Below are 26741 nucleotides of genomic sequence, written 5' to 3'. Positions count from 1 at the left end.
GCCGGAAGGAGCCGGACCATGCCGCACCGTGTCGTCGTGACCGTCGCGACCGCCCTGCTCACCGGGGCGCTCGCCGCGCTCCTGGCCACGCCCCGGCCACCGCACCCGGACCGGGGCACCACCGGGGACGCCGCCCTCGCCGCCGACCTCAGAGCGGCCGCCGGTGACCCCGACGGCTACCGCGGGCTCGCCGTCGCGCTGATCGGGCCGGGCGGGGTCCGGACGGCCGGCATCGGCGACCGCGGCGACGGGACGCCGGTCACCGCGGACACCCCGTTCGAGATCGGCTCCATCGTCAAGACGTTCACCGGCATGCTGCTCGCGGACTCCGGCGTCGGGCCGGACGAGCGGCTGCGGGCGCTCGTGCCGTCGATCGGCGGCCCCGCCGGCGACGTGACCGTCGCGGAGCTCGCCAGCCACCGGGCCGGCCTGCGCAGCGTGCCGATCGGGTCGGCGGGTCAGGCCGCCCGCCTGTGGTCCGCCAGGGTGAGCGGCGCCGACCCGTACCGGCGACAACACCGCGAATGGCTGCTGCACACCGCCGCGGGGCAGCGCCCCGGCGACACGGGCACCATGCACTACTCCAACTTCGGGGTCGCCGTCCTCGGCCAGGCGCTCGCCGAGCGGGCCGGCGTGCCGTATCAGGAGCTGCTGCGCAGCCGGCTGCTCGACCCGCTCGGGATGGCGGCGACGACGGTCAACCCCGACGGCACCGCGCTGCCGGCCGGGCGCGCGACCGGCGGGACCGCGGCCGGGCGGCGGGTGGATCCGTGGCGGGGCGAGGGCTGGGCGCCGGCCGGCATCGGCGTCTGGTCGACCGCCGCCGACCTCGCCCGGCTGGTGACCGCCGTGCAGGCCGGCACCGCGCCCGGCATCGACGCGCTGACCCCGCGGTTCGACACGGGCGAGGGCGGCGAGCGGGTCGGCTACGGGTGGTTCACCACCCGCTACGGCGGCACCGCACTGACGTGGCACAACGGGGGCACCGGCGGGTTCCGCTCGTTCCTGGCCGTGGACCGCGCCACCGGCCGCGGTGTCGTCGTGCTCGGCAACACCGACCGCGACGTCGACCCCGTCGGCCGGCGCCTGCTCGGCGTCACCCCGTCCGGTGCCACCGGCCCGGAGCGGACGCCGCTCGCGGTGCTGCTCGCCGTGGGCCTGAGCTTCCTCGGCGCGGCCGGCCTGCTCATCACGGCCAGAAGCCGCACCGACCGCGTCAGGCTCGCCACGTCGATGGTGTGGGCGGTGGTGATGCCGCTGCTCGCGTACCGGGCCGGCGACTGGCTCGCGGTCCCCGGCCTCGTGTGGGCGCTCGGCGTGGCCGCGACCGCCGCCGTGCTCTGTGTGGCCGTCCCCCGCTGGCGCGACCTGCCGCTCGTCGCGGGCCGCCCGTGGTGGCGCTGGACCGCCGCCGCCTTCTCCGGGGCCGCGGCGGTCGCCGCGGTGCTGCTGGTGATGTGACCTGACCGTGCCGCCGCGTTCCCAGCCGCGGCGGCACGGCTTCGGCCGGTGGAGCCCTTACGCCGCCACGCGTCGGGTCCACTGCTGGTTGGTGCCCGATCCGCAGGTCCACTGGATGCCGCCGGCGCCGTCGGCCGTCGAGGCGCCGTTGATGTCCAGGCACTTGCCGCTGTGCCGCGCGACGAACCGGACGTAGCCACCGCCCGCGTCCTGGACCTGCCACTGCTGGTTGGTGCCGCCGCCGCAGGTGTACTGCACGACGGTCGCACCGTCGGACGTCGAGGCGCTGGTGACGTCCAGGCACTTGCCGCTGTGCCGCGCGACGAGCCGCACGTAGCCGGTGCCCAGGTCCTGCACGGTGAAGCGCTGGTTCAGGCCGCTTCCGCAGATGTACTGGAGGGTCCGGGCGCTGTCCGCGGCGGAGCCGGAGGCCACGTCGAGGCACTTGCCGCTGTGCCGGGCGACCAGCTGCTCGGCGGGCCCGGCGGTGCCCTGCACCACCCCGGTCGCGGTGTCGATGCTGACCGCCGGGGACCAGCTCAGCGACAGGCTGGTGCTCGTCGGGAACTGCAGCGGCAGCCACACGTACTGCGAGTCGTTGACCCGCCCGCTCCACGCCCCGGCCCAGCGGTCGCCGAGGTACAGGTAGGACGTGGTCGTGCTGCCCTGCACCGGCAGGACGTACGCGGTCTGCGAGCCGAACGCCGTGTTGTCGCCGGCGTTCTGCAGCGCGGTCCACGTCCCCGCGACCGAGGTGGCGGTCGCGTACTTCTGCTGGTTCGGCGCCCAGCCGGTCGCGCCGGAGGTGAGCAGGAAGTAGACGCCGTTGCGCTTGAACATCGCGGGCGCCTCGCGCCACGAGCCCTGCCACAGCCGGTGCAGCAGGGTGCCGACGCCGAGGTAGTCGGCGGTCAGCCGGTACACGTGCAGGTCGGCGTTCTCGTTCGCCGCCGAGATCATGTACGCGGTGCCGTCGTCGTCGCGGAACAGGGTGATGTCCCGCGACATGTGCCCGAGCGGGCGGAAGCTGCCCCGGTACGTGTACGCACCGTCCACGGTGGACGAGGTGGCGACGGCGGCGCGGGCCTCCGAGTAGTCGGTGGCGCTCTCCTTGTGCATCCACATCACGAACTGCCCGGTCGAGCTGTTGTAGATCACCTTGGGGCGTTCGATGTTGGCCGACGCCAGCTCCGCGTGCGACGACTGGGTCAGCACGTTGTTGCGGAACTCCCAGGTCCGCAGGTCGGTGGACCGGTAGACGGAGACGCTGCGGAACGTGTTGTCGGCGTTGCGGTTCTCGCCGAACCAGTAGTAGTACTGGCCGACCTTGAGCACACCGCCGCCGTGCGCGTGCACGACGTTGCCGGCGGTGTCGCGGAACTGGCCGCCGCTGGCGACGGTCACGGTGGCGGCCCGCGCGGGCGTCGCCACGCACAGGAGCGCGAGCACGGCAAGAGCGAGGAGTCGTCTCATCGGGGGATCGCCGTCCCGTGCCGGCAGCCGGAGCAGCCGACGGCGCTGAGGCCGGTCCACGTGTCGATGTCGGTGCTGGTCGCCGTCCAGATGCCACCGTTGGTGTACTTGTCGACGTAGATCCGCCAGGAGCCGTTGTCCAGGCGCACCAGCGACGGGCCCTCGTAGCCGGAGCTCCACAGGTTGCCCTTGTTGACCCACCCTTCGGTGAGGTTCTTCGTGGTGGTCCAGTGCTCGATGTATTTCGTGGTCTCGTTCTTCGTGAACGCGTGCCACGTGCTGCCGGACTTCACGACGAACGTGTCGATGTGGTTGGTGCCGAGGCCCCACATCTGCGCCGGCCCGCTCCAGGACGTGAGCGCGGTGTTCTGCGCGGTGTACACGTACGGGCGGAAACAGGCCGAGCAGGTGGTGGCGGCGACGCTGGCGATGATCCGCACCGTGCTGCCCTCGACGTAGAACTCCGGTGCCCAGGTGAACTTCGTGTTGGCGATGCCGGAGTTGACGGTGGCGATGTTCGTCCACGTCGTGAGGTTGGTGCTGCTGGCGATGGCGAAGTACGTGGAGTTCGTGGTCCACGACTGGACGGTGTAGGCGATGTAGTACTTCCCGTTGTATTTCAGGATGCCCGGGTCGCGCAGGACGCCGGTCGGGCCGCGGAAGTTGGTGTCGGACAGCACGCTGTAGCTGGTGCCGCCGTTGGTGGACTGGTAGATCCACAGCTCCTCGTCGGCGGCGGCGTCGCCCTTGAACGTCGCGTAGACGAGCGTGGTGGCCGCGGCCGCGGGAGCCGGCGCCACCATGACCCCGGCCAGCAGCGCGATGCCGGCGGTAATCCACCGGATGATGGATTGCATCGTCAGCCTCCCAGGGTCCAGCGCTGGTTGGCGCCGTTGTTGCAGCTGTAGATGGTCACCTGGGTGCCGTCGGCGCTGTTGGACGCCGGGACGTCGAGGCAGGTGCCGGACTTGCCGTTGCGCAGCTGGTTGCCGACGAGGATCCACTGCTGGTTCGCCGCGCCGCTGCACGCGTACGTGATGATGCGAGTGCCGTCGGCGGTCGCCCCGCCGGTCGCGTCGGCGCAGCGGCCGCCGGACTTCAGCGCCCCGCCGTCGAGCGTCCAGCTCTGGCTCGCGCCGCCGGTGCAGGTGGCGATGACGACCTTCGGGCTGGCGGTGCCGTTGGCCACGGTGTCGAGGCACTTGCCGGCGAGCCCCTTGACGGTGCCGGTCCGCGCGGCGCTGACACCCCAGCTGGCCAGCAGCAGGTGCCGGCCGGAGGAGTTGGTGTTGAGCAGTGTCGTGTTCGGGTAGGTGCCGACGAGCGTCTCCATCGAGTAGGGGTCGCCGTTGCGCAGCCCGGGCCAGTAGACGGTGCCCATCGCGTTCTCCCGCGCGAAGTCCGACGACGCCTGCAGGTAGGTGACGAACGGGTTGGTGCTGCCGGCCGCGTGGTAGTTGGTGCCGTCGGTCATCGGCGCGCCCCACTCGTCGAGGATGGTGCGGCTCGCGTAGGCGCCGACCTCGTTGGCGAGCTGCGCCTTGAACTGGGCGTAGGTGGTGTTGCTGGAGAAGAACTTGTACAGGTGGACCGACAGCAGCGTGCCGGTGAAGCGGCCGTCGGCGCCGAGCTGCTTGACGTCCTGGTTGTAGCCGGTCCCCGACAGGATCACCCGCCCCCTGGGCACGGACGCGTAGTTGGCCAGCCAGGTGGCGCAGATGGCGCTCCAGTCGGTGAAGCTGTAGCCGTGCGGCTCGTTCATCGGCTCGAAGTAGACGCGGGCGTTGCCGGCGTACTTGCCGACCGCGGTCTGCCACATCGACCAGAACGCGGTCGCGTTGTCGACCTTGCCGTCGCGGGACGAGTCGCCTTCCCAGTAGCTGAGGATGACGTTCATCCCGCGCTCGGTGGCGGCGTCGATCGCGCCGGTGTACGAGTTCCACCAGGCGGTCCCGACGCTGGCGGCGTTGACGGGCAGCCGGACGGTGTTGGCGCCGAGGTCGGTGCGGAAGCCGTCGAGGATCCGGCCGGCCTTGGCCTTCGTGGTGGCGTAGCTGTCGGCGGTGGACAGTCCGCTGGGGACGACGGCGTCGTCGGTGAAGTTGTCCCGCGGGTCGGCCCAGTTGACGCCGTGGAAGCCCGAGGTCGCCGCGTGGCCGGTGGCGGCCGGCAGCACGGCGGCGACGGTGCTGGCGGCGAGGACGGCGGCGGTGAGGACCAGCCGGCGCCATCGTGGATGGGGTGCGGACATCGGCACTCCTTGTGGGGTGTGGGAGGGGTTGGCGGCCCCGCCCCTGACGGAATGGGTGCGTCAGGTCGTGAGCGCGACCCGACTGTTGTGCCAGGCGACGAGCAGGGCGCAGCCGGGCACGGTCGCGAGACCGGCCACGGGCGCCTGGTTGACGGCGGCCGCGGCGGCGGCCAGGACGGTGAGGCTGAGCAGGCTGAGCGGCCACCGCCGCACCGCGACCCACAGCGCCCCGCGGGCGCCGCCGGGATGGTGCAGCGGCAGCATCGCCAGCCAGAGGACCCCGGCGGCGAGCAGCAGCACGGCGAGGACGGCGAGCATCGGCACGAGCAGCGCGCCCGGGTCGGCGTCGTGCAGCGCGACGACGTCGGCGGCGAGCACGCCGAGCCCGGCGACGACCACCGACCAGCGCAGCGCGGCCCCGGCGAAGTGGCGGCGGTAGGACCGCACGAACGGGTCGCCGTGCAGGTGCGCGAACGCGGCCGCCAGGGACGGGCCGAGGCCGAGCGACAGCACGGCGAAGAACACCGGGGAGCGCCAGGGCCGGTCCACCACGGACAGCGCGAGCAGCAGCGGCAGGTTGGTGACGGCGATGCCCAGATTCACGACGAGGACCCGGGCGGTCCACGACCAGATCAGGTCCCAGGTGCGGGCGGACATCACTTCATCCCGGTGGTGGCGACGCCCTGCACGAAGTACCGCTGGCCGAGCAGGAACACGGCGAGGATCGGCAGGACGGAGATGACGGAGCCGGTCATGATCATGGCGTACTCCGAGTCGTAGACCCCGACGAACGAGCGCAGGCCGATCTGCACGGTCCACAGGTCGTTGCTCGTCAGGTAGATGAACGGGCCCATGTAGTCGTTCCAGGTGTTGACGAACGTGAGCAGCGCGAGGCTGGCGAGGGCCGGCTTGGACAGCGGCAGCGCGACCCGCGCCCAGATGCCGAACTCGGTGAGCCCGTCGAGCCGCGCCGCCTCGATCAGCTCGTCGGGGATGCTGAGGTAGAACTGCCGCATCAGGAAGACGCCGAACGCGCCGAACGCCTGCAGCAGGATCAGCGCCGTGCGGGTGTTCACCAGCCCGGCCTTCTCCATGAGGATGTACTGCGGCACCATGTACGCCTGCCACGGCACCGCGATGGTGGCGACGTAGGCGAGGAAGAGCGCGTCCCGGCCGGGCCAGCGCACCTTCGCGAAGCCGTAGGCGGCGAAGCTGCCGGTGAGCACCTGCAGGACGGTGATGCTGACCGCGAGGATCAGCGAGTTGCCCAGGTACGTGCCGAGCGGGATCTCCTGCCAGATCCGGGCGTAGTTGCCCCACTGGAGCTCCTCGGGGATCCACTGGATCGGCACGGTGAACACCTCGTTGTCGCGCTTCAGCGACGAGACGAGCATCCACAGGAACGGGATCAGCACGGCGGCGCCGAGGCCGGCCAGCAGGGCGTGGAGCGCGATCCGTCTCACCGCTCGCTCCTGCGCTGGAGCCGGAACTGCACGACGGTGACGGTCAGCACGACGACGAACAGCACCATCGCGATCGCCGAGGAGTAGCCGAAGCGGCCCTCGGTGATGCCTTCGCGGAAGATGAGCTGCGACAGCACCAGCGTGGAGCGGCCGGGCCCGCCCTCGGTCATGACCTGCACCAGGTCGAAGACCTTGAAGCTGGCGATGGTGAGCATGATGACCACGAAGAACGTGGTCGGGCGCAGCGCCGGCACCGTGATGTGGCGGAAGCGCTGCCACGGGCCGGCGCCGTCCATCTCGGCCGCCTCGTACAGGTACGCCGGGATCCCCTGCAGCCCGGCCAGGTAGATGATCATGTAGTAGCCCATGTCCCGCCAGACGCTGGTCAGGATCACCGCCGGCATCGCCCAGGTGGTCGACGTCGTCCAGCCCGGCGGGCCGTCGACGCCGACCGCCCGCAGCAGCTGGTTCACCGGCCCGAACTCGGGGCTGAACAGCATGTTCCAGACGACCGCCACGGCGACCAGCGACGTGATGTAGGGGAAGAAGAGCACGGTGCGGAAGAACCGCACCCCGCGCAGCTTCCGGTTGAGCAGGACCGCGAACCCGAGCGACGCGGCCAGGGTGAGCGGGATGTGGCCCGCCGCGTAGTACGTGGTGTTGGTCAGCGCGGTCCAGAACGTGTCGCTGCCGGCCATGCGGCGGAAGTTGTCCAGCCCGGCCCACTCGGGGTCGGAGTAGGAGTCCCACCGCATGAACGACAGCGCGAGGGCGATCACCACCGGCACCAGCGTGAGCGCGGCGAACCCGAGGAAGTTGGGCAGGATGAACGCCCAGCCGACGAGCGTCCGGCTGCGGCGCCTCGCGGCGTGGGTCGTCATGCTCAGTGGACCTCGGACTTGACCCGCTTGCCCATCTCGGCGATGCCGGCGCTCACCGTCTTGCTGCCGGTCATGATGAGCTGGTGCTCCTCGGTGAGGATCGCGTCGACGTCGGAGGACTTGTCGCTGACCGGCATCTCCAGCACCACCTTGTCGGGCTGGAACGCCTTCTTGGCGAGGGCGTCGCCCGGCATGCCGGCGACCGCGAAGTACGCGTCGGTGATGGCGGCGCTGTGGTAGGCCGGGGTGACGCCGATCTTCGCGATCGTGGCCGCGCCCTTCTCACCGGACGCCCACAGCACGAACCGCTTCGCCGCGTCCGCGTGCTTGGCCTTCTTGTTGACGGCGAACGCGGTCGGCGAGCCGAAGGTGGTCACCGTGCCGCCGCTCACCTGCGGCAGCGGCGCGATGCCCCAGTCCACATCGGACTTCTTGTCGGCCTTGGCCTGCAGCAGCGCCGCCGCGTACCAGGTGCCCATCGGCAGCATCGCGGCCTTGCCGGTGGAGAACATCGTGTTGTAGGAGACCTTCTGCGTGGAGGCGGTGCCCCACGGCAGGGTCGCCCCGGCTTTCTCCAGATCCAGCGCCATCGTGTACTGGGCGCTCATGAAGCCGTAGTCGCCGCCGAGCAGGTCGCCGCCGGTCTGCGCGGCCGCGACGGCCTGCACCACGGACCGCCACACGTGCTGGTAGGTGCCGTAGACCTTGTCGGCGCCGCTGCCGGTCGTGGACGCCTTCGCCAGCTGCGCGTAGTCCTGCCAGGTCAGCTTCGCCAGGTCGGCGTCCTTCACCAGCTTCTTGTTGTAGTACAGGACCCAGAAGTCCGAGCGGTAGGGCAGCGCGAAGTACTTCCCGTCGAGGTTGAACGGCTCCAGGCCCAGGTAGGCGCTCTTGTCGAGCTTGTTCGCCTCGTCGGTCAGCGGGGCGAGCTGGCCGCGGGTGCCGTAGCGGGCGTAGTCGGTGACGTTCTTCATCGTGATGACGTCGGTGGTGTCGCCGCCGGCCAGCATGGTCGTGACCTTCTTGGCGTAGTCGTCGGCGAGGATGTCGACCGGCTGCACGTCGATGTCCGGGTGCTCGGCCTCGAAGCCTTCGACGAGCGCCTTGAACTCCGGGGTGCTGGCGTAGTTCCACAGCGACACGGTCAGCACGGTCTTGCCGCCGGCCGTGCCGGGGTCGTCGCCGCTGCCGCAGCCGGTGAGCGTCAACGCGAGGGCGACTGCGGCGGCTATACCGAACCGGGAACGGTGCATGGCGGTCTCCTTGATGGGGGGTGTGGTCAGGCGTTGAGGGCGAACGCCTGCGGGGTGATCTCGGCGCGCAGCGGCTCGCCCGCGATCCAGCGGGCGAGCTCGTCGAGGGTGTGGTCGGTCAGGCGGAGGATCTCGGTGCCGAGCGAGCCGGCCAGGTGCGGGGTGATCAGGACGTTCGGCGTCGAACGGAGCGGGTCGCCGGGCGGCAGCGGCTCGGGCTCGGTGACGTCGAGGATCGCGAAGAGCCGCCCCGACCGGCACTCGGCGGCGAGGGCCGCGGAGTCGATGAGGCTGCCCCGCGCGGTGTTGACGACCGTGGCGTGGTCGGGCAGGAGCGCGAGCTCGGCCGCGCCGATCATGTGGTGGGTGCTGGGCAGCGCCGGCGCGTGCAGCGTCAGAGTCTCGCTGCGGGCCAGCAGCTCCGGCAGGTCGACCAGGACGCCGCCGGCCGCGGCGACCTCGGCCGGGTCGGCGTGCGGGTCGGCGACGAGGCACACCGTGGCGTCGAGCTGGTCGAGCAGGCCGACGACCCGCCGCCCGATCCGGGAGAAGCCGACGACGCCGACGGTGCGCCGGTAGTTGGACAGGTTGCCGTAGCCGCCGAGGTGGCTCCAGCCCCGGTAGGCCGCCTCGGGGTCGGCGGCGATGAACGGCACCTTCTTGCCGGCGAAGATGATCGCGGCGAGGGTGTATTCGGCGACCGGGATCGCGTTGGCGTCCGCGGCGCTCGTCATGCGGATGCCGCGCCGCCACACCTCGCTCGTGACGAGGGGCCGGACGCTGCCCGCGCCGTGGAACACCGCCCGCAGCGCCGGCGCGTCCCGCAGCCGCTCCGCGGTGAGTGCCGGGGCGCCCCACGACGTCAGCAGCACGTCGGCGCCGCGGAGGCGGTGGCGGGCGGCCGGCGAGTCGAGCTCGTGCAGGCACACCGGGCCACCGTCGGCGCCGAGGTCGGCGAGCGCGGCCAGGCGGGCGGTGCGTGCGTCGTCGAAGTGGGCCCGGAACGACTCCGGATTCATCACCACCAACGCCTTCGGCTTCGGCAACGCGGCTCCTGTTGTTTCCGTTGAAATTCGTGTAGGAACAGGGATAGCCGCGTTCGAACATGTCCGGAAGAGCGCGATCTCGTTTGATCCGAAACGAACAGAGTCGAACAACCAGGAGCGCGGATGTTCAACGTGCAGCGCCAGGAGCGGCTCATGGACGAGCTGCGCCGGCTCGGCGCGGTGCGGGTCAAGGACCTCGCGCCGGTGCTCGGCGTCAGCGAGCTGACCGTGCGCCGCGACATAGCCGCGCTCGCCGAGCGCAACCTGCTGACGAAGGTCCACGGCGGCGCCACCCTGCCGACCCAGCTGCTGCCCTCGCCACGCCGCCCGCGGCCGCCGAAGACCCGGTTCACGGTCGGCATGGTGGTGCCGTCGCTGGACTACTACTGGCCGCCGATCGTCACCGGCGCCCGCGCCGCCGCGGCCGCCCTGGGGGTGCACATCCAGCTGCGCGGCTCCAGCTACGACCCGGAGGAGGACCGCCGCCAGATCGGCCGGCTCGTCGACGCCCAGCAGGTGCAGGGCCTGCTGCTCGCCCCGAGCCTGGACGGCGGCGGGGTGGCGGAGATGGTCGACTGGATCAGCGGGCTGCCGGTGCCGACGATCCTCGTCGAGCGGCAGGCGCCGCGCTGGACGCCGACGCGCCGGCAGCTGGAGTGGGTCCGCAGCGACCACTCGCTCGGCCTGGAGATGGCGGTGCGGCACCTGCATCAGCACGGCCACCGCCGGATCGGCCTCGTGCTGTCGCGGGGGTCACCGACGTCGGCGCACCTCGCCGTCGGCTGGGGCCTCGCCTGCGCGGACCTCGGCATCCCCGACGACCTGGTGGTGCGGGAGTCGGTGGGCCTGGACGTGCCGGGCCACCGCGACATCATCGCCGGGATCATGCGCCGCTGCCGGGAGTCGGGCACGACGGCGCTGATCGTGCACGGCGACCCCGACGCGATCTCGATCGCGCAGTTCTGCATCGAGCTGGGTGTGTCCATTCCCGACGACCTCGCGCTGGTGTCCTACGACGATGAGGTGGCCCACCTGACCGAGCCGGCGATGACGGCGGTGCGGCCGCCGAAGGGGCACGTCGGCCGGGTCGCGGTCGAGCTGATGGTGGCCCGGCTGACGGAGCCGCGCCGGCCGGTGCAGCGTGTCCTCGTCACCCCGGAGCTGGTCATCCGGGACTCCTCCGTGCCACGGCAGGGAGGGTGACCGTCCCCGTGGAGCCGTCCGGCCAGTGGACCGTGACCGTCCCCGCGGCGGCGGTCACGGTCGGCAGCCCGCCGGACGGGGCCCGGCTGAGCCTCACCGCGACCGCGTAGACCCGCCCCGCGCGCGGGGGCTCGGCGGCCCGCAGCACCGGCACCCGCACCTCGTCGCCGAGCGGTGACGCGACAGTGCGCTCCGACAGCGCCGCGCCCTCGAACCCGTGCAGCGGCACGAGCAGCGACGTGAGCCCGCGGGTGATGGGCCAGCCGCTGAACTCGAGCACCGTGCCGGGGGCCAGATCCTCGTCGTCGACCTCATCGTCGATCCGGGCGACCCGCACCTCGACGGCGCCGCGGATCAGCGACGCCATCGTCATGTGCGGACCCCACGTGACGGTGCCGGTGCGGCCGGAGCCGTGGTCGGGTGCCGCCGTGTCGGGCGTGCCGACCCAGTGCAGCCGGGCGACGCTGACCGCGCCGTCCGTGGTGCACTCCACGGTCCGGAACCCGCTGCGGTGGCTGGGCTCGCCGTCGCGGACCACCGCGATCGCGTTGTCGTCGCCGGCCGGGAACGTCGCCGTGGAGTAGCCGAGCCGCGCGTACAGCGGCGCGTCGGTGCCGCCGTCGCCCTCCAGGGCGTGGTCGGTGCCGTGGTTGGCGACGCGGACCACACCGTCGGCGCGGGTGCCCGCGGCCAGCCAGCCCGGCGGGCCGATCGCCCGGGTGAAGTCGGACCGCTCGACCGGCAGCGGCTCCTCGACGTCCGTCCACACGGGATGCTCCGCCGGCAGCAGCAGGCCGAGCATGCCTTTCACTGCCCAGTACGGCGAGCCGGGCCCCGAGTAGGACTGCGCCATCGCCGGCCACTCCCGGTGCCAGCCGAGCGTCAGCAGCCCGCGCCGGCCGGGCACGCCGTGCTGGTGGAAGTGGCGGAGGATGCCGCTGCACGCCCGACGGGTGGCGCCCGGGGACAGCGGCGTCGCGCCGGTGACGGCGCCCATCCAGAACGGCGCCGCGGCACCGAACCGGTAGATGAGGCTGCGGCCCTGCAGCAGCGGGGAGCCGTCGGCGCCGACGAGGTGCACGGCGTCGCCGAGGAACCGCCGCAACCGGTCGCGCCACGCCTGCCGCAGGCGCTCCGGGCACAGGTCGCCGGCGAGGTCCGCCCACAGCAGCGGGAACGTGTGCAGCGCCCACCCGTTGTAGTGGTCGTAGGAGCGTTCGGGGCCGTCGGCGTACCAGCCGTCGCCGCGGTACAGCGACTCGTGCACCGCCAGTCCACTGTGGATGTCCGCTTCGGACCAGTCGCCGCCGGCCCCGCGGAGGAACGCCTCGACGGTGAGCTGGAACCAGACCCAGTTGATCGGCGGGTACGCCTGGCCGACGACGGTGCCGAGCCAGCCGGCGATCCGCTCCCGGCCGGCGTCGTCGAGGCGGTCCCAGATCCAGGGCCGGCTCAGGTGCAGCCCGAGCGCGATCGAGGCGGCCTCGACCTTCGCCTGGTCGAGCCGGTCGGGCCGCGGCCACACGTCCGGGCCGGCGCGCAGCCCGTCGGCGTACCAGCCGGCGAGCCCGTGCGGGTCGGCGCCGCCCTCGCCGCGCAGCCGGATCGCGGCGAGCAGGAAGGTGCGGGCGAACCCTTCGAGCGCGTCGCTGTCCCGCCCGTACCTGCTGGTGCGGCCGGGCAGGTCGATGCGTGCGTGGTCGGGCGACGCGTACGGGCGCACCGCGGCGAGCAGGCGGTCGGCGGCGGCCGTCCAGTGTTCGCGGGTGTAGCCGGTGTACGGGGAGCGCTCGGCAGCGTCCATCAGGGGTCTCCACTGGTGACGGTCAGTTCGAAGGTGGCGGTGGCGGCGATGACGAGGCGGTGGACGGCGTCGCCCCACACGCCGCGCAGGAGCGGGTCGTCGACCGGGCGCCGCTCCAGGTGGCCGGCGCCGAGGGCGGGGTCCCACGACAGGCGTACGGGCGAGCGGAACCGCATGACGAGCTCGCCCGCGCGGTGCGTCACGGGCTCGCCGGACAGGACGTGGTGCAGCACGGCCGGCACCGCGGGGTCCCACGTGTCCGACACGACGACGGCGCCGCGCGCCCGGTCGAGGCGCGCCGTGCGCCGCCACAACCGGCAGCCGGCCTCCGGCGGGTAGGCGCGGCTCAGGTCCAGGTGTAGCGCGTCGCCGTCGGCGCGGACGTCCGTGGCCCGGAACGCGCGGCCGGGCTCCTGGCCGGCGCCGCCGATCACCGGGAGGTTGTGCCACTCGCTGCGGGTCACCCACTGCTCGTAGCGGCGCTGCGTGAAGGAGATCGCGGTGTACGTCGGCTGCCCGAGGTCGATGACGGCCGGGACACCGCCGACGGCGACGAGGTAGGAGCCGGCGTCGTTGTGGTTGTGGTTCTCGTCGTTGTGGCCGCCCTTGACGGCGAGCGCGATCCCGGGCGCGCGGCAGACGAGCAGCTGCACGTCCGGCAGCCAGGACCGCTCCGGCAGCGGCGCGGGCGCGGGGACGGCCGCCCGCCAGGCGGGGTCGTGCAGCTCGACCAGCGCCCGGCCGAGCCCCGCGCCGCCCGGCCGGCCCTTGCGTGCGACCGCGTAGGCGACCACGTCGGCCGCGCCGCAGGCGGCGCCCCAGCGGTGCAGCACGTGCCACGGCTGCGCCGGATCGGGGCGGGCGGGGCCGTCGCCGACGCTGACCGCCCATCCGCCGCCGAGGTCGGTGCGCTGCGGGTACCGCGACATCTCCGCCAGCGGAGCGATCGTCCACGGGTCGAGGCGGCCGCCGGTGGCCCAGTCGAGCAGCTGCAGCGCCTCGGCGAGCCGGGCCGGCCCGTTCCACCAGTACCCGTACCCCTCGTCGCAGCCGCCGTCCGCGGGCTGGGCGGCCAGGTACCGGTCGAGGCCGTCCACGACCAGGTCCACCGCCGCCGGGTCGGGGTCCAGGAACAGCGTGGCGGCGAGCACATGCCCGTGGATCCACGGGTTCCAGTTGTGCTGGCGGCCGTCGAGGCCGAGCCAGTGCCACTCCCGCTCCTCGCCGAACGGCCGCAGGACCCGCCGCCGCACCTCCCACCTGATCCGTTCCCGTAGTCCGGGCACGCGCCGGTCGAGTGCGGGCGCGAGGGCCAGGTCGGCCCACGCGAGCAGGCCGGCGGTCTCGGCGGCGCCGAGGTCGAGGTACGGGCGGTCGGGGTCCGGCACCACGTGCCCGCGCGCCGCGGCGAAGGTCTCGTGCGCGGCCCAGCACCAGGTGCTCTGCTCGCACAGCAGCTGCAGCCCGTCCGCGGCGACGTCCAGGTCGCGGGCGTCGCCGGTGACCGCGGCGGCGAGGACGGCCGTCGCGGCACGGTCGCGCAGCGCGGCGGCCGGGCCCTCGTAGCCGGTGCGGTTGCCGTCCCGCCAGTACCGCCCGTACTGCGACAGCAGCGGCTGCGGCCACGGCGCGGCGCGGTCGACCGGCGGCGCGGGCAGCCCCGCCCACGCGTCCCGCACGTCGATCGGCGGCACGGGCACCCGCTCCCGGGCGAGGCTCACGGCGTCGGCGCGGACCCCGGCCGGCAGCGCGGCCCACCGCTCGCGGAGGCTCATGCGCCGGCCAGATCGCGCAGGGTCGCGGCCTCGGTGGCGACCGCGGCCGGGTCGTCGCCGGGGACGAACTCGAGCAGCGCGTCGAGGTCGCGACCGCGCAGCAGCGTGAAAGTCTCACGCCACAGCGCCTCCCGGGCGGTCAGCGGGAGCCGTTCGGTGCGCGGCCACCACGAGAAGACGTGCACGGCCGCGAGACGGTCCAGCACCGCCGCGAGCCCGGCGAGCGCCTCGGCATCCGGGGCGCCGACCGGCGGCTGCCAGTACGTGGCGGCGCCGGGGACCTCGTCGAGCAGGGCGAGCGTCGAGGCGACGGTGTCGGTGAGCGTGCCCCCGTGGAACTCGAACGCGACCAGGATCCCGGCGCCGGCGGCGCGCCCGACGGCGGCCCGGGCGCCCGCGACCACCGCCCGGCGCTCGCCGGCGGAGACCTCTGATGACCCCGCCGCGCCGGCCCAGATCCGCACCCGAGGCGCGCCGAGAGCGACCGCCGCCGCCAGTACAGGGGCGAAATCCGCGACGTCGTCGACGCCGGCCCGGAAGTAGGAGCCGTATGCGGCGACCGCCACGCCCAGGTCGAGCCCGCGCTGCCGCAGCGCCGCGGCGGCCCGCGGGTCGCCGGGCGGGACGTGCCGGTCGGCGCCCCACTCGACGCACGCCAGCCCGGCGGCCGCCGCCACGTCGAGCACCCGGCCCGCCGACAGGTGCCGCAATGTGACCGAGCACATGCCGGTTCGTAACGTCATGAAGCCTCCTTCCGTGGCGGTCGAATGTTATCGCTCACATGGCGATCCCGCAGCTGCCGGCAGGTGGTGAGCGCCTGATGCAGCGCGCCCTCGACCGCGGCCAGGTCGTGCCGCTCGGCGGCCCGCCGGGCCTGCACCAGGCAGGCCACCAGGACGCGTTCCTGACCCGACGGCCCGGCCGGCGGCGGGGCCGCCCTGGTCGCGCCGCCGCGGATGCGGGTCAGCGCACCCGCGGCGGCGAGCACCGACAGGTCCCGGTTCGCGGTGGCGGCCGACGCGCCGGTCGCCGCCCGGACCTCGGTGACGGTGACGAACTCCCGCGCCGCGAGCAGCGCCAGGATCCGCCGGTGCCGCACCGCGGCGAGCACCTCCGTGCTCATGTGCCCCTCCTCAGCGAGACCTCAGTACTACGTGGACCCCGTGCGGCTCCAGGGTCGAGGGCATCCCGGTGACGGCGCTGATGTCGACGGGCGCGCCGGTCCGGTTGATGAGGAACCAGTGCCCGCCCCGGACCGCGAGCTCCACGCGCCCGCGCAGCGGCTCCGGCAGCTCGCTGGTGACGCCGGCCCGCCCGGCCAGGTCGGCGAGGACCGTGGCCAGGCCCGCCGGGCCGAGGCGGGTGGACACATAGGCGGCGGAGCCGGCGCCGGCCTGCCGCCGGGTGACCGCCGCCCGGCCCGCCTGGTCCCCGGTCTTGTACCAGGCGAGCACCTCCGTCGCCGGGTCGGTCACGTCGATCCGGTCGGTCCACAGCGTGCCGGTCGTGCCGTTGTCGAGCTCGACGCGCTGCTCGTCGAGCAGCGGCGCGAACTCCTCGATGCGGATGCCGAGCAGGTCCCGCAGCGCGCCCGGGTAGCCGCCGAGCCACACCCGGTCGTGCTCGTCGACGATGCCGGAGAAGTAGGTGGTGACGAGGTGCCCGCCGCCGGCGACGTACCGGCGCAGGCGCGCGGCGAGCCCGGCGGGGACGACGTGCAGGATCGGCGCGACCAGCAGGTCGTAGCGTTCCAGCGGCGCGCCGGTCGGCACGACGTCGGCGCGGATGCCGAGGTCCAGCAGCGCCGTGTACCAGTCGAGCGCCTCCTGCCGGTAGCGGAGCCGGTCGGTGGGGTGCGAGTCGAGCTCCGCCGCCCACCACGACTCCCAGTCGAAGACGACGGCGGCGCGGGCCGGGGTGCGGCGGCTGCCGGCGACCCCGTCGAGCGCCCGCAGCCGAGTGCCGAGGTCGACGACGGCCCGGAAGACGGCGCTGTCCTCGCCGGCGTGCGGCACCATCGCCGAGTGGTACTTCTCGGCGCCCGCCGCCGACTGCCGCCACTGGAAGAAGCAGACGGCGTCGGCGCCGTGCGCGACGTGCGTGAGGGAGTCGCGGGCCAGCTCACCGGGGGCCTTCGCGACGTTGACCGGCTGCCAGTTCACCGCGCTGGTCGAGTGTTCCATGAGGTACCACGCCCGCCCGCCGGCCAGGTTGCCGGTGAGGTTCGCGGAGAACGACAGCTCGTCGCGGGACTGCGGGCCGGGCAGCGTGTAGTGGTCGTTGGCGACGAAGTCGACCTCCGCCGCCCAGTCGGCGTAGTTCATGCCCTTGGTCTCGCCCATGAGCAGGAAGTTGGTGGTGACCGGCACCCCGGGGGTCAGCTCGCGCAGCACCGCCCGCTCGGCCCGCAGGTGCTCCTTGAGCGCGTCGGAGGAGAAACGCTTGAAGTCCAGCTGCTGCGCGGGGTTCGGGTGCGACGTCACGATCCGCGGCGGGATGATCTGCTCCCAGTCGCTGTAGCCCTGCGACCAGAACGTGGTCGCCCAGGCCTCGTTCAGCGCCTCCAGGGTGGTGTACCGGTCGCGCAGCCATCGCCGGAACGCCGCCGCCGCGTCGTCGGAGTAGTCGTAGACGTTGTGGCAGCCGAGCTCGTTGCTGACGTGCCACGCGGCGAGCCCGGGGTGCCCGCCGTAACGGGTGGCGAGGGCGCGGGTCAGCCGCAGGGCGTGCTCCCGGAAGACCGGTGACGTGGGCCGCCAGTGCTGCCGCGCCCCGGGCCAGACGGTGCGCCCCTCGCGGTCCACCGGCAGGATCTGCGGGTGCAGGGTGGTCAGCCACGGCGGCGGCGACGCCGTCGCCGTGGCCAGATCGACCGCGATGCCGTTGCTGTGCAACAGGTCCATGGCCTCGTCGAGCCAGGCGAAGTCCCACCTGTCCTCGGCCGGCTGGATCCTGGCCCAGGAGAAGATGGCGAGGGACACGATGTTCACCCCGGCGGTGCGCATCGCGCGCATGTCCTCGTCCCACACGTGCCGGGGCCACTGCTCGGGGTTGTAGTCGGCCCCGAACCCGAGGCGGGCCCGCGTGGGATCCGTCGGCCAGCGCAGCCAGTCGTTGTGCACGGCAACTCCCTTACTGGATGGTGAAGCCCTGTTCCTTGCCGTACTTCACCGACGAGTCCTGCCACGCCTTGAGGCCGTTCTGCAGGGTGCCGCCGCCGAGGTACGCCTTGCCGGCGGTGTCGTTGAAGACGCTGTTGGCGTAGACCTGGAACGGCAGGTAGGTCCAGCCGGGCACGACCTGGCCGGCGGCCTGGGCGAGGACCTCGTTGACCTTCTGCCCGCCGAAGTACGCGAACTCCTTGTTCTTGAACGCCGCCGCGTCCAGCTGCGCGGTGGTGGCGGGGAAGGCGCCGTTGTCGGCCCGGGACTGCGCGCCGTCGCCGACCGTGGCGTACCTGCTGAACGCGTAGGCGAGGGTCTTGTTGCCGCCGGCGGCGGGCAGCGCGAGGGAGCTGCCGCCGTTCTCCGCCGTGGCCTTCCCGCCGGCCTCCCACTGCGGCATCGGCGCGACCCGCCACTTGCCGGCGGCGGCCTTCACCCCCGACTCCAGGTTCGCGGGCATCCACGCGCCGATGACGAGCGAGGCGATGGTGCCGTCGCCGAGGCCCTTGTACCAGGCGTCGCTCCAGCCGTTCACCGGCGACAGCAGCTTGCCGTCGATGAGCTTCTGCCACATGGCGGTGAACTTCTGCGTGCCCGCGTCGGCGAAGTTCACGCCGACCTTCGTGCCGTCCACTGTGTACGGTCTGCCGCCGGCCTGCCAGATCATGCTGGTGGTGAAGCCGGCGTCGCCGGTGTCGCTGGTGATGTACACGCTCGGATCGGCGGTGTGCAGTTTCTGGGCGGCGGCGACGTACTCGTCCCAGGTGGCGGGGACCGCGACGCCGTGCTTGTCGAAGACCTCCTTGTTGTAGAACAGCGCCATCGGGCCGGAGTCCATCGGCAGCCCGTACGCGGCGGCCCCGGCGTGCACGGAGCTCCACGGGCCGGGCGTGAACGTGCTCTGCAGCGCGCCGAAACCGTAGGGGTTGAGGTCGGTCAGCGACTTCGCGAGGGCGAACTGCGGCAGCGCGTAGTACTCGACCTGCGCGACGTCCGGGACGCCGGAGCCGGCCTTGATGGCGTTCTGCAGCGCCGTGTACTGGTCGTTGCCGGTGCCCGCGTTGACCAGGTTAACCTTCACCTTCGGGTACTTCGTCTGGAAGTCGGCGACGACCTTCTTCAGCGTCGGCTCCCAGGCCCAGACGGTGAGCTCGCCGCCCTTGTCGAGGGCGGCCGTGAGGTCGGCGTCGGACACGTTGCCTTGGGCTTGTTCAGCGGTGTCGTCGCCGGTACAGCCGGAGGTGAGCAGCGACGCGGTCAGCGCCGCTGCGCCGAGCAGGAGTGTGCGGCGGGATGCCGGCATGGCGGATTCCCTTCTCATTGGGGTGGGGTGTCATTCCTTGACGCCTCCGGCGTTGAGGCCCGACTGCCAGAACCGTTGCAGCAGCAGGAACGCGGCGATGAGCGGCACGATGGTGAGCAGCGAGCCGGTGATGACGAGGTTGAAGACGGCCTCGCCGCCGGCGGTCGTCGCCTGCTGGTTCCAGGACTTGAGCCCGAGGGTGAGCGGATACCAGTCAGGGTCTTTCAGCATGATCAGCGGCAGGAAGTAGTTGTTCCAGGTCGCGACGACGTTGAACAGCAGGACGGTGACGGCGCCGGGCGCCATGAGCGGGCACCCGATGGAGAAGAACGTGCGCAGCTCCCCCGCGCCGTCGACGCGGGCCGACTCGAGCAGCTCGTCGGGCACCGAGTCGCCGGCGAAGTTCCACATCAGGTACAGGCCGAACGGGGAGACCAGCGACGGCACGATGATCGCCCACGGGGTGTCGGTGAGGCCGAGCTTGGAGAACATCAGGAACGTCGGCACGGCGAGGGCGGTGCCCGGCACCGCGACGGCGCCGATGACGACCGCGAACACGGCCTTGCGCCCGGGGAAGTCGAACTTCGCCAGCCCGTAGCCGGCCAGGGCCGCGAGCAGGGTGGCGCCGCCCGCGCCGGCGACCACGTAGAGCAGGGTGTTGAGCAGCCAGCGGGTGAAGATGCCGCCGTCGTAGGTGAACGTGTCGGCGACGTTGCCGAAGAAGGCGAAGTCGTCGGCGAACCACAGGCCGAACGAGCTGAGCAGCCCCTCCTGCGTCTTCGTCGCGTTGATGAGCAGCCACACCAGCGGGAGCAGGCTGTAGACGAGCATCAGGGAGCTGACGGCGGTCAGCGTGACGCTGCGGCGGCGCCTCACGACGCCCTCCGCAGGCCGCGCAGCTGCACCAGGTAGGCGACGACCATCGTGATGACGCCCATGACGACGGCGATCGTGGCGGAGTAGTTGTACTGCTGCCCGGAGAACGACAGCGAGTAGGCGTACAGGTTGGGCGTGTAGAACGTGCTGATCGAGTTGGGCGCCAGGGTCTTGAGGATGCTCGGCTCGTTGAACAGCTGGAAGCTGCCGATGATCGAGAAGATGGTCGCGATGAGCAGCGGCCCGCGCAGCGCGGGCAGTTTGATCACCCGCACGATCCGGATCTGCCCGGCGCCGTCGATCTCCGCCGCCTCGTACAGCGACGGGTTCACCACCCGCAGCGCCGAGTACAGGATCAGCATGTTGTAGCCGACGAACTCCCAGGTCACGATGTTGCCGATGGACGCGAGGACGACGTCGGGCGAGAGCAGGTCGGGCAGGGTGACGTGCAGGGCCCGTTCGAGGTTGCCGACCAGGCCGAAGCGGTCGCCGTACATGAAGCCCCACATGAGCGCGGCGACGACCGCCGGCACCGCGTAGGGCAGGAACACCGAGATCCGGAAGAACGCGGCGCCGTGCAGCCGGCCGCTGTCGATGGCCAGCGCGAGCAGCAGCGCCAGGAACAGCATGACCGGCACCTGGACGGCGAGGAACAGCGCCACCCGGCCGAACGAGGACCAGAACTGCGGGTCGCTGAGCGCCTTGGCGTAGTTGGCGGCGCCGGCGAACGTGGTGCCGCCGATCAGCTTGGTGTCGTACAGGCTCAGGTAGACGCCGTAGCCGATCGGGGCGAGGAACACGAGCGCGAAGACCGCCAGGAACGGGGCCGTGAACAGCCAGCCGACCCGCGCCACGATGACCTCCTCTACCTTGGTGTTTACGTAAACATCGAGCACCGCGGTGGACGATGTTTACGTAAACGTGGGTGCCGGTATAGTGGCACCCCTCACCAGGACCGTCAAGGAGCAAGCGATGGACGTCGACGCGATCCGCCCGGCCGCAGGGGTGCAGCGCGGCGGCTCGGACGTGCCCGGCGGCCGCCGCAAGCAGCGCGTCTCGATGGCCGACGTCGCCGCCCTCGCCGGCGTGTCGTCGCAGACCGTCTCGCGCGTCTCCAACGGCCACCCGGGCGTCATCGAGGCGACCCGCGAGCAGGTCCTCGCCGCGATGCGGGAGCTCGGCTACCGGCCCAACAGCGCGGCCCGCTCGCTGCGCTACGGGCAGTTCAACACCATCGGCGTCATCCTGTTCGGGCTCTCCTCTACCGGCAACAGCCGCACCGTGGAGGCGATCGCCACCCACGCCGCCGCCGAGGGCTACGCCATCACGCTGATCCCCGTCGACATGCCGACCCAGGACAACGTGCTGGGCGCGTTCACGCGCATGGGCGAGCTCGCCGTCGACGGCGTCATCGTCATCCTCGAGATCCACCTGCTCGACGCCAGCACCGTCTCCCTCCCGCCCGGCGTCCACGTGGTCGTCGTCGACTCCGACGCCGGCGACCGCTACCCGGTCGTGGACACCGACCAGGCCGACGGCGCCCGCCAGGCCGTCCGGCACCTCCTCGATCTGGGCCACCGCACCGTCTGGCACGTCGCCGGCCCGGCCGAGTCCTTCGCCAGCGACCGCCGCGCGAAGGCCTGGCGCGCCGAGCTGGAGGCGGCCGGCCGCCCCGTGCCGCCGGTCGAGCGCGGCGACTGGTCCGCCGAGTCCGGCTACCGGGCCGGCCTGCGGCTCGCCGCCCGCCCCGACTGCACCGCCGTCTTCGCCGCCAACGACCAGATGGCCCTCGGCGTCCTGCGCGCCCTGCACGAGCGCGGCCGCCCGGTCCCCGGGCACGTCAGCGTCGTCGGCTTCGACGACATCGCCGACGCCTCGTCCTACCTGCCGCCGCTGACCACCGTGCACCAGGACTTCGCCGAGGTCGGCCGCCGCTGCGTCCAGGCCCTGCTCCGCCAGCTCCGCAACGAGCCCGCCGACCCCGGCACCGACCTCGTCCCCACCCGCCTCATCCCCCGCGCCAGCACCGCCCCGCCGCCGGACATCGGCCGTTGACGGGCTGACCGAACGGCTGTAGGCCGCGGGGGCGTCTCGCCCGTAGGGTCGCTTGCTGTGACTGTCGATGTCCAGCGGCCGGCGCGGCCGGCGCAGGTGACCGTGGCGTTCTGGTTGCAGCTGGCCGCCGCGGTGGTGTTGCTGACCGTGGTGGGGATGGTCGTCGCGTACGCGGTGCACTACGACGCGGAGATCTCGCGGGCGGCCGGGATGGTGCCGGGCGTGGACCCGCGGGAGGTCGACACCGAACGCTCCGGAAACCTGTTCTCCGCGCTGTTCGTGGGGGTGCCCGCCCTGGTCCTGGCGCTGTGGCTCGGGATCACGGCGCTGCCGGTGCTGCGCGGCAGCAACGTCGCCCGGATCTTCGTCTTCGTCGCCGCCGGCGGCCAGTTGCTGCTGATCACGCTGCAGATGTGCGGCGGGATCCTGATGCTGCCGCTGCTCGCCACCGCCGACTGGGACTCCGACGTGGTCGTCGACGACGGGGCGTCGTGGGACTCGCCGGAGTCGTCGCAGTTCCAGTCGATCCTCTGGGACCGGGTCGAGGACTTCTCCGACCTCGCGTTCCTGGGCGGCGCCCTCGGCCTGTTCGTCGTCGTGACGCTCAGCGTGGCGGTCGTCCTGCTGATCGCGCTGCCGCCGGCGCACCGCTACTTCGTGCCGCGGGCCGCCGTGCCGGTGCCGCCCGCGTGGCCGGCCTACCCCGGCCCGTACTTCATCTGCCCGGACCCGTCCGCGCACGTCGCACCCGCCGCACAGCTCGCGTACGCCGCACCGGCCGTGCCGGTCGCGCACGCCGCACCGGCCGGGTCGTCGGCGCAGGTCGTACAGCCGCCGCAACCGCCTCAGGAGCAGCCGGCGGCACAGGAGCGGCCCGCATCGCAGGAGCAGCCCGCACCGGTCGAGCCGGCGGCGCCAGCCGTACAGACGCCGCAACCGCCACAGGAGTAGCTGGGGCGTCAGGAGTTGGCAGCGCGGGCGGCCAGCAGCGCGGGAAGGTGCTCGGCGCTCCAGGCCCGCACCGCCTCGATGAGCGTCAGCAGCGTGCGGCCGAGATCGGTCAGCGCATATTCAACGCGCGGTGGATTTTCCGCGTACGCGGTGCGCACCACGAGCCCGTCGCGCTCCATCGCCCGCAGCGTCTCGGTGAGCACCTTCGGCGTCACGGCGCGCAGCGGGACCCGCAGCTCGGTGAAGCGGCGCGGGCCGTGTTCCAGGCACAGCACCACCATGGCCGTCCACTTGTCGCCGATCTGGAACGGCAGCGCGCCGGACGGGCACACCGGGTCGAACATCCGCGGGTCCAGGTCCATCCCGGTATGTTTGCAGTAACCGGGGCCGGCGCGGTTACCGTCCGGCCCATGAGCGGCATCGTCATCTTCGGAGCGGGCGGCAGGGCCGGGCGGGCGGTCACCGCCGAGGCGCGCGCCCGCGGTCATCAGGTCACCGCGGTGGTCCGCGACCCGTCCAGGCACCCGGACATCGCGGCAGAAGGCGTGCACGTGGTGCGGGGCGACGTGCGCGACGGGCCGGCGACGGCGTCGATCGCGCGCGGGCACTCGGCCGCGGTCAGCGTGGTCACCCCGGCGTCGGGCCCGGAGGCGCTCGCCGCGCTCGGCCCGCTCGACGCCGGGTTCTTCGCCGACGCCGCCGACGCCCTCCTCGACGGGCTGCCGCGGGCCGGGGTGCGGCGGCTCGTGGTCATCGGCCTGTTCGCGAACCTGCTGGGTGCCGGCGGGCGGCCGGTCCACGACGACCCGGCGGCGTTCCCCGCGCACCTGCGACCGTTCGCGCTGTCGCACGCCGCGGGCCTGGATCGCCTGCGCACGGCCGGCGCCGGCATCGACTGGCTGATGCTCACCCCGCCAGCCGGGCTGGACCCGGCGGGACCGCGGCTCGGCCGGTACCGGATCGGCGGCGAGCACCTGCCCGCGTCGGGGCTGTCCTACGCGGACCTGGCCGTCGCCGTGCTCGACGAGGTCGAGACGCCGACCCTGCACCGCCGCCGGGTGTCGGTCTTCCACTGAACTGAAGGCGTGCCCCGGCCGTAGACACGCACCGCTCCGGGATAGATACTGCACAAGCAGTGCACAATTATGCTTGCCTATCTCGTCGAGGGGACGCCAGCATGATCCGCCGGACTTTCGCGCTTCTCGTCGTCGCGGTGCTGGTCGCCGCCGCGGCGAGCCCGGCCGCGGCGCACACCGGGCACCGCCACCGGCCGGTCGTCTTCGTGCACGGCTCGGCCGGGTCGGCGCAGCAGTACCAGCTGCAGGCCAAGCGCTTCGCGAGCAACGGCTACCCGGCGGCACTGGTCGAGGCGCACGAATACGACTCCACGTTCGCGGGCAACACGCTCGACCAGGTCTGGGCCGGCCTCGACGAGCGCATCGAGCGGCTGCTGCGCGCCTCGGGCGCCGACCGCGTCGACCTGGTCGCGCACTCGCTTGGCACGTTCGTCGTGCAGGGGTACCTCAACAGCGGCCCCGCCCGCGCCGCCCGCGTCGCGCACTACGTCAACCTCGACGGGCGCACCGCCACCGCCCCGCCCGGCGGCGTGCCGACCCTGGCCATCTGGGGCGAGGGCGACCCGGCCCGCACCATCGCCGGCGCGACCAACGTGTCGCTGCCGGAGCAGTCCCACACGCAGACCGTCACGTCGGTGGAGAGCTTCGGTCACGTGTACCGCTTCCTCACCGGCCGCGAGCCGTGGACCACCCGGGTGGTGCCGCAGCGGCGGATCACGCTGTCCGGCCGGGCCGTGCTGTTCCCGGTCAACGCCGGCGTGCCGGCGGGCAACCTGCGGGTCTACGCCCTCGACCGGCTCGGCAACCGCACCCGGCTCGTCGCCACCGCCGCGCTGTCGGGCGACGGCGCGTTCGGGCCGATCGAGGCGGACGGCGGCAGCCGGTACGAGTTCGCGGTGCTGCGGGAGGGCGCCGCGACGCACCACTTCTACTTCACGCCGTTCCAGCGCACCGACCGGCTCGTCCGCCTGCTCACCAGCACGCCCGGCGAAGGGCTCGGCGCGCTGGTCGAGGCGGGCGACCGGCACGCGGCGATCGTCGTCAACCGCAACAAGGAGTGGTGGGCGGGCAGCGACCGCCTGCGCATCAACGGCCTGGACGTGCTCAACGAGGCCAACAGCCCGCGGGTGAAGCGGGTCATCGGCATCTTCGCGTTCGACAAGGGCAGCGACGGCGTCACCGACCTGTCGGCGCCGCTGCCGGAGTTCTACGCGCAGACGTTCATCACCGGCATGGACGTCTACATCCCGGCCCGCGGCCACACCGTCGTCACCATCGTCGAACGCGGCACCGGCACCGTCACCGTCCTGCCGATCCCGGCCTGGCCGTCCACCGGCCACCGCAGCACCGTGAACCTCTGAGCAGCTGCCGGTGAGCCGTCCACGCGCGTGCGTCTTTGGACGCAGACCGGGCGGCCGCACCGGCGGGGCGTCCCGCAGGGCCGTCACGTGCACGGGCTGCTGCCGCAGGGGCCGCGGGTCGTGGAGGAGCTGCTCCTCCTCGGCGACGCGGCCTGCGCGTTCAACCCGGGTCTACGGCCAGGGCATGTCCGTCGCCGCCGTGCGCGCCACCGCCCTGCGCACGGAGGCCGAGCCGCGGACGTTCTTCGCGATGCAGGCCCGGCCGCTGGACGCACCGTGGACCCTCGCGGCCGGCGCCGACTCGCCGCAGCCGTCGGAGCCGCTGCGGCGCCTGCAAACTGGCCGCCGTCCACGACCCCGACCTGGCCGCGGCGTTCATCCGGGTGACCGCCCTGGTCGACCCGCCGTCGGCCCTGTTCGCCCCGGTGGATCGCCGAGCGCCTCGCCTCCGCCGCCTAGGACCTGTTCCATAAGGGATGGCCGGGCCGCGACGGGCCCAGAGCCTCGCCCAGGCCGGGCCGGCGGGCTGCGCCGGACCGGCTCAGCCCGGGCGCTGGAACCACGCCGGTCACACCCGGATACAAGACCGGTGTCCGGGCGCGCCCGTCGCGGCCCCAGATCGACGCCTGAACCTCGCCTCGCCTCGACCCCCTTCATGAAACGGGCCCTAGCCTCCCGCGACACCGTGCACCTGCGCGGTGCGGACGAAGACGCCGACGCGGGCGGCCGCGGCAGCCGCCCCGGCGGCCCGGTCGGCGGCGGCCTCGTCGAGCGGGTCGCCGCTGGCCAGCAGCCGGTAGTACAGCGGCGCCGACACCGCACGGATCACCTCGTGCGCGTCGGTGCCCGGGGGGACCTCGCCGCGCCGCACCGCGAGGTCCACGCACGGCGCCCACTCGCGGATCCGAGTGTCGTAGAAGCCGTGCAGCGCCGCGGCGGTCCGCGGGTCCGAGGTGGCCGCGGCGATGACGGCCTTGAAGAGCGGACCCTGCCGCGGGTCGGCCAGCGTGCGCTGGACCAGCCTGGCGTTGGCGCGCAGGTCGCCCTCGAGCGTGCCGGTGTCCGAGCGGGGCAGCGACTGCTCCGCCATGTCCAGCAGCAGGTCGGCGACGAGCCCGGTGACGGTGCCCCAGCGGCGGTACACGGTCGTCTTGCCCACCTCCGCCCGACGGGCCACGTCGGCCAGGTCGAGGCCGGCCAGGCCGCGCTCGGCGAGGGCGTCGCCGGCGGCCCCCAGCACCGCGGCCCGCACCCTCGCGGTGCGCCCGCCGGGCCGCGTGTTGCTCGTCATAACGGTGCTCCAGTTCCGTTTAGCCAACCCCGGTGCTAGCGTAGCGGAAGCATT

24 protein-coding genes are annotated in these 26741 nt (G+C 72.9%); 6 read left to right on the top strand and 18 right to left on the bottom strand.

Annotation, left to right across the window (positions count from 1 at the left end; translation table 11 throughout):
* Positions 1-18: 18 nt before the first annotated feature.
* The gene (locus AB0J72_RS50595) at positions 19-1461 is read left to right on the top strand and encodes a serine hydrolase domain-containing protein (protein WP_363413630.1); all 1443 of its coding nucleotides are present in this window, start codon (positions 19-21) and stop codon (positions 1459-1461) included.
* Positions 1462-1518: 57 nt separating this feature from the next.
* Here AB0J72_RS50595 and AB0J72_RS50590 read toward each other — a convergent pair whose 3' ends face one another.
* From AB0J72_RS50590 to AB0J72_RS50555, 8 genes are read right to left on the bottom strand one after another with little or no spacing between them, the layout of a single operon-like run.
* Positions 1519-2934, bottom strand: coding sequence for an RICIN domain-containing protein (locus tag AB0J72_RS50590; protein WP_363413627.1), 1416 nt, complete (start codon positions 2932-2934; stop codon positions 1519-1521).
* A complete protein-coding gene (locus tag AB0J72_RS50585) occupies positions 2931-3791 on the bottom strand; it encodes a family 43 glycosylhydrolase (protein WP_363413624.1) in 861 nt (286 codons plus the stop codon). Before AB0J72_RS50585 ends, AB0J72_RS50590 begins: the two co-directional genes overlap by 4 nt.
* A 2-nt stretch (positions 3792-3793) precedes the next feature.
* Complete coding sequence (locus AB0J72_RS50580) at positions 3794-5185, bottom strand: ricin-type beta-trefoil lectin domain protein (RefSeq protein ID WP_363413621.1); 1392 nt, start codon at positions 5183-5185, stop codon at positions 3794-3796.
* A 60-nt stretch (positions 5186-5245) separates the two neighbouring features.
* Entirely contained in the window at positions 5246-5842 is a 597-nt protein-coding gene (locus AB0J72_RS50575) for a hypothetical protein (protein WP_363413618.1), read from the bottom strand.
* Positions 5842-6648 (bottom strand): carbohydrate ABC transporter permease, encoded by an 807-nt coding sequence (locus AB0J72_RS50570; RefSeq protein WP_363413615.1) that lies wholly within the window; start codon positions 6646-6648, stop codon positions 5842-5844. The genes AB0J72_RS50575 and AB0J72_RS50570 overlap by 1 nt, the downstream gene beginning before the upstream one ends.
* The gene (locus tag AB0J72_RS50565) at positions 6645-7529 is read right to left on the bottom strand and encodes a sugar ABC transporter permease (protein ID WP_363413612.1); all 885 of its coding nucleotides are present in this window, start codon (positions 7527-7529) and stop codon (positions 6645-6647) included. Before AB0J72_RS50565 ends, AB0J72_RS50570 begins: the two co-directional genes overlap by 4 nt.
* 2 nt (positions 7530-7531) lie before the next feature.
* The gene (locus AB0J72_RS50560; RefSeq protein WP_363413609.1) at positions 7532-8782 is read right to left on the bottom strand and encodes an extracellular solute-binding protein; all 1251 of its coding nucleotides are present in this window, start codon (positions 8780-8782) and stop codon (positions 7532-7534) included.
* Positions 8783-8808: 26 nt separating this feature from the next.
* On the bottom strand, positions 8809-9828 hold the full coding sequence (locus AB0J72_RS50555; RefSeq protein WP_363413606.1) for a hydroxyacid dehydrogenase: 1020 nt from the start codon (positions 9826-9828) through the stop codon (positions 8809-8811).
* 123 nt (positions 9829-9951) lie between these two features.
* Between AB0J72_RS50555 and AB0J72_RS50550 the strand changes: the two genes are divergently transcribed.
* Positions 9952-11031, top strand: coding sequence for a substrate-binding domain-containing protein (locus AB0J72_RS50550; RefSeq protein WP_363413603.1), 1080 nt, complete (start codon positions 9952-9954; stop codon positions 11029-11031).
* Here AB0J72_RS50550 and AB0J72_RS50545 read toward each other — a convergent pair.
* Genes AB0J72_RS50545 through AB0J72_RS50510 form a run of 8 tightly spaced genes read right to left on the bottom strand, consistent with a single transcriptional unit; the run spans position 10994 to position 20849 of the window.
* The gene (locus AB0J72_RS50545) at positions 10994-12835 is read right to left on the bottom strand and encodes a DUF2264 domain-containing protein (protein WP_363413600.1); all 1842 of its coding nucleotides are present in this window, start codon (positions 12833-12835) and stop codon (positions 10994-10996) included. The two genes, AB0J72_RS50550 and AB0J72_RS50545, sit on opposite strands and share 38 nt — an antisense overlap.
* A complete protein-coding gene (locus tag AB0J72_RS50540; protein ID WP_363413598.1) occupies positions 12835-14610 on the bottom strand; it encodes a heparinase II/III family protein in 1776 nt (591 codons plus the stop codon). Before AB0J72_RS50540 ends, AB0J72_RS50545 begins: the two co-directional genes overlap by 1 nt.
* Positions 14607-15353 carry a TIM barrel protein gene (locus AB0J72_RS50535; RefSeq protein WP_363413595.1) on the bottom strand — a complete coding sequence of 249 codons (747 nt, stop codon included), beginning with the start codon at positions 15351-15353 and terminating at the stop codon, positions 14607-14609. Before AB0J72_RS50535 ends, AB0J72_RS50540 begins: the two co-directional genes overlap by 4 nt.
* Positions 15350-15733: a DeoR family transcriptional regulator gene (locus tag AB0J72_RS50530; RefSeq protein WP_363413592.1), complete on the bottom strand. Its 384-nt coding sequence runs from the start codon at positions 15731-15733 to the stop codon at positions 15350-15352. The genes AB0J72_RS50535 and AB0J72_RS50530 overlap by 4 nt, the downstream gene beginning before the upstream one ends.
* A gap of 10 nt (positions 15734-15743) precedes the next feature.
* Positions 15744-17732 carry a beta-galactosidase gene (locus AB0J72_RS50525; protein ID WP_363413589.1) on the bottom strand — a complete coding sequence of 663 codons (1989 nt, stop codon included), beginning with the start codon at positions 17730-17732 and terminating at the stop codon, positions 15744-15746.
* A gap of 10 nt (positions 17733-17742) precedes the next feature.
* Entirely contained in the window at positions 17743-19077 is a 1335-nt protein-coding gene (locus AB0J72_RS50520; protein WP_363413587.1) for an extracellular solute-binding protein, read from the bottom strand.
* A gap of 30 nt (positions 19078-19107) precedes the next feature.
* On the bottom strand, positions 19108-19953 hold the full coding sequence (locus tag AB0J72_RS50515) for a carbohydrate ABC transporter permease (protein WP_363413584.1): 846 nt from the start codon (positions 19951-19953) through the stop codon (positions 19108-19110).
* Positions 19950-20849, bottom strand: coding sequence for a sugar ABC transporter permease (locus tag AB0J72_RS50510; RefSeq protein ID WP_363413581.1), 900 nt, complete (start codon positions 20847-20849; stop codon positions 19950-19952). Before AB0J72_RS50510 ends, AB0J72_RS50515 begins: the two co-directional genes overlap by 4 nt.
* A gap of 76 nt (positions 20850-20925) precedes the next feature.
* On the opposite strand from AB0J72_RS50510, the gene AB0J72_RS50505 reads away from it, so the two are divergent.
* Both AB0J72_RS50505 and AB0J72_RS50500 read left to right on the top strand, forming a co-directional pair.
* The gene (locus AB0J72_RS50505; protein ID WP_363413578.1) at positions 20926-22008 is read left to right on the top strand and encodes a LacI family DNA-binding transcriptional regulator; all 1083 of its coding nucleotides are present in this window, start codon (positions 20926-20928) and stop codon (positions 22006-22008) included.
* Between the two features lie 57 nt (positions 22009-22065).
* Positions 22066-22959, top strand: coding sequence for a hypothetical protein (locus AB0J72_RS50500; protein ID WP_363413575.1), 894 nt, complete (start codon positions 22066-22068; stop codon positions 22957-22959).
* Positions 22960-22967: 8 nt separating this feature from the next.
* Here AB0J72_RS50500 and AB0J72_RS50495 read toward each other — a convergent pair whose 3' ends face one another.
* The gene (locus AB0J72_RS50495) at positions 22968-23321 is read right to left on the bottom strand and encodes a helix-turn-helix domain-containing protein (protein WP_344514372.1); all 354 of its coding nucleotides are present in this window, start codon (positions 23319-23321) and stop codon (positions 22968-22970) included.
* Positions 23322-23369: 48 nt separating this feature from the next.
* Between AB0J72_RS50495 and AB0J72_RS50490 the strand changes: the two genes are divergently transcribed.
* Both AB0J72_RS50490 and AB0J72_RS50485 read left to right on the top strand, forming a co-directional pair.
* Entirely contained in the window at positions 23370-24035 is a 666-nt protein-coding gene (locus AB0J72_RS50490; RefSeq protein ID WP_363413572.1) for an NAD(P)H-binding protein, read from the top strand.
* A 101-nt stretch (positions 24036-24136) separates the two neighbouring features.
* Positions 24137-25396, top strand: coding sequence for an alpha/beta hydrolase (locus AB0J72_RS50485; protein ID WP_363413569.1), 1260 nt, complete (start codon positions 24137-24139; stop codon positions 25394-25396).
* Positions 25397-26063: 667 nt separating this feature from the next.
* Here the strand turns inward: AB0J72_RS50485 and AB0J72_RS50480 are convergent.
* A complete protein-coding gene (locus AB0J72_RS50480; RefSeq protein ID WP_363413566.1) occupies positions 26064-26687 on the bottom strand; it encodes a TetR/AcrR family transcriptional regulator C-terminal ligand-binding domain-containing protein in 624 nt (207 codons plus the stop codon).
* Positions 26688-26741: the final 54 nt, after the last annotated feature.

This window comes from Dactylosporangium sp. NPDC049742 (genome assembly GCF_040674675.1).
GTDB classification, from domain to species: domain Bacteria; phylum Actinomycetota; class Actinomycetes; order Mycobacteriales; family Micromonosporaceae; genus Dactylosporangium; species Dactylosporangium maewongense.
This window is presented reverse-complemented; position numbering and strand designations above follow the sequence as displayed.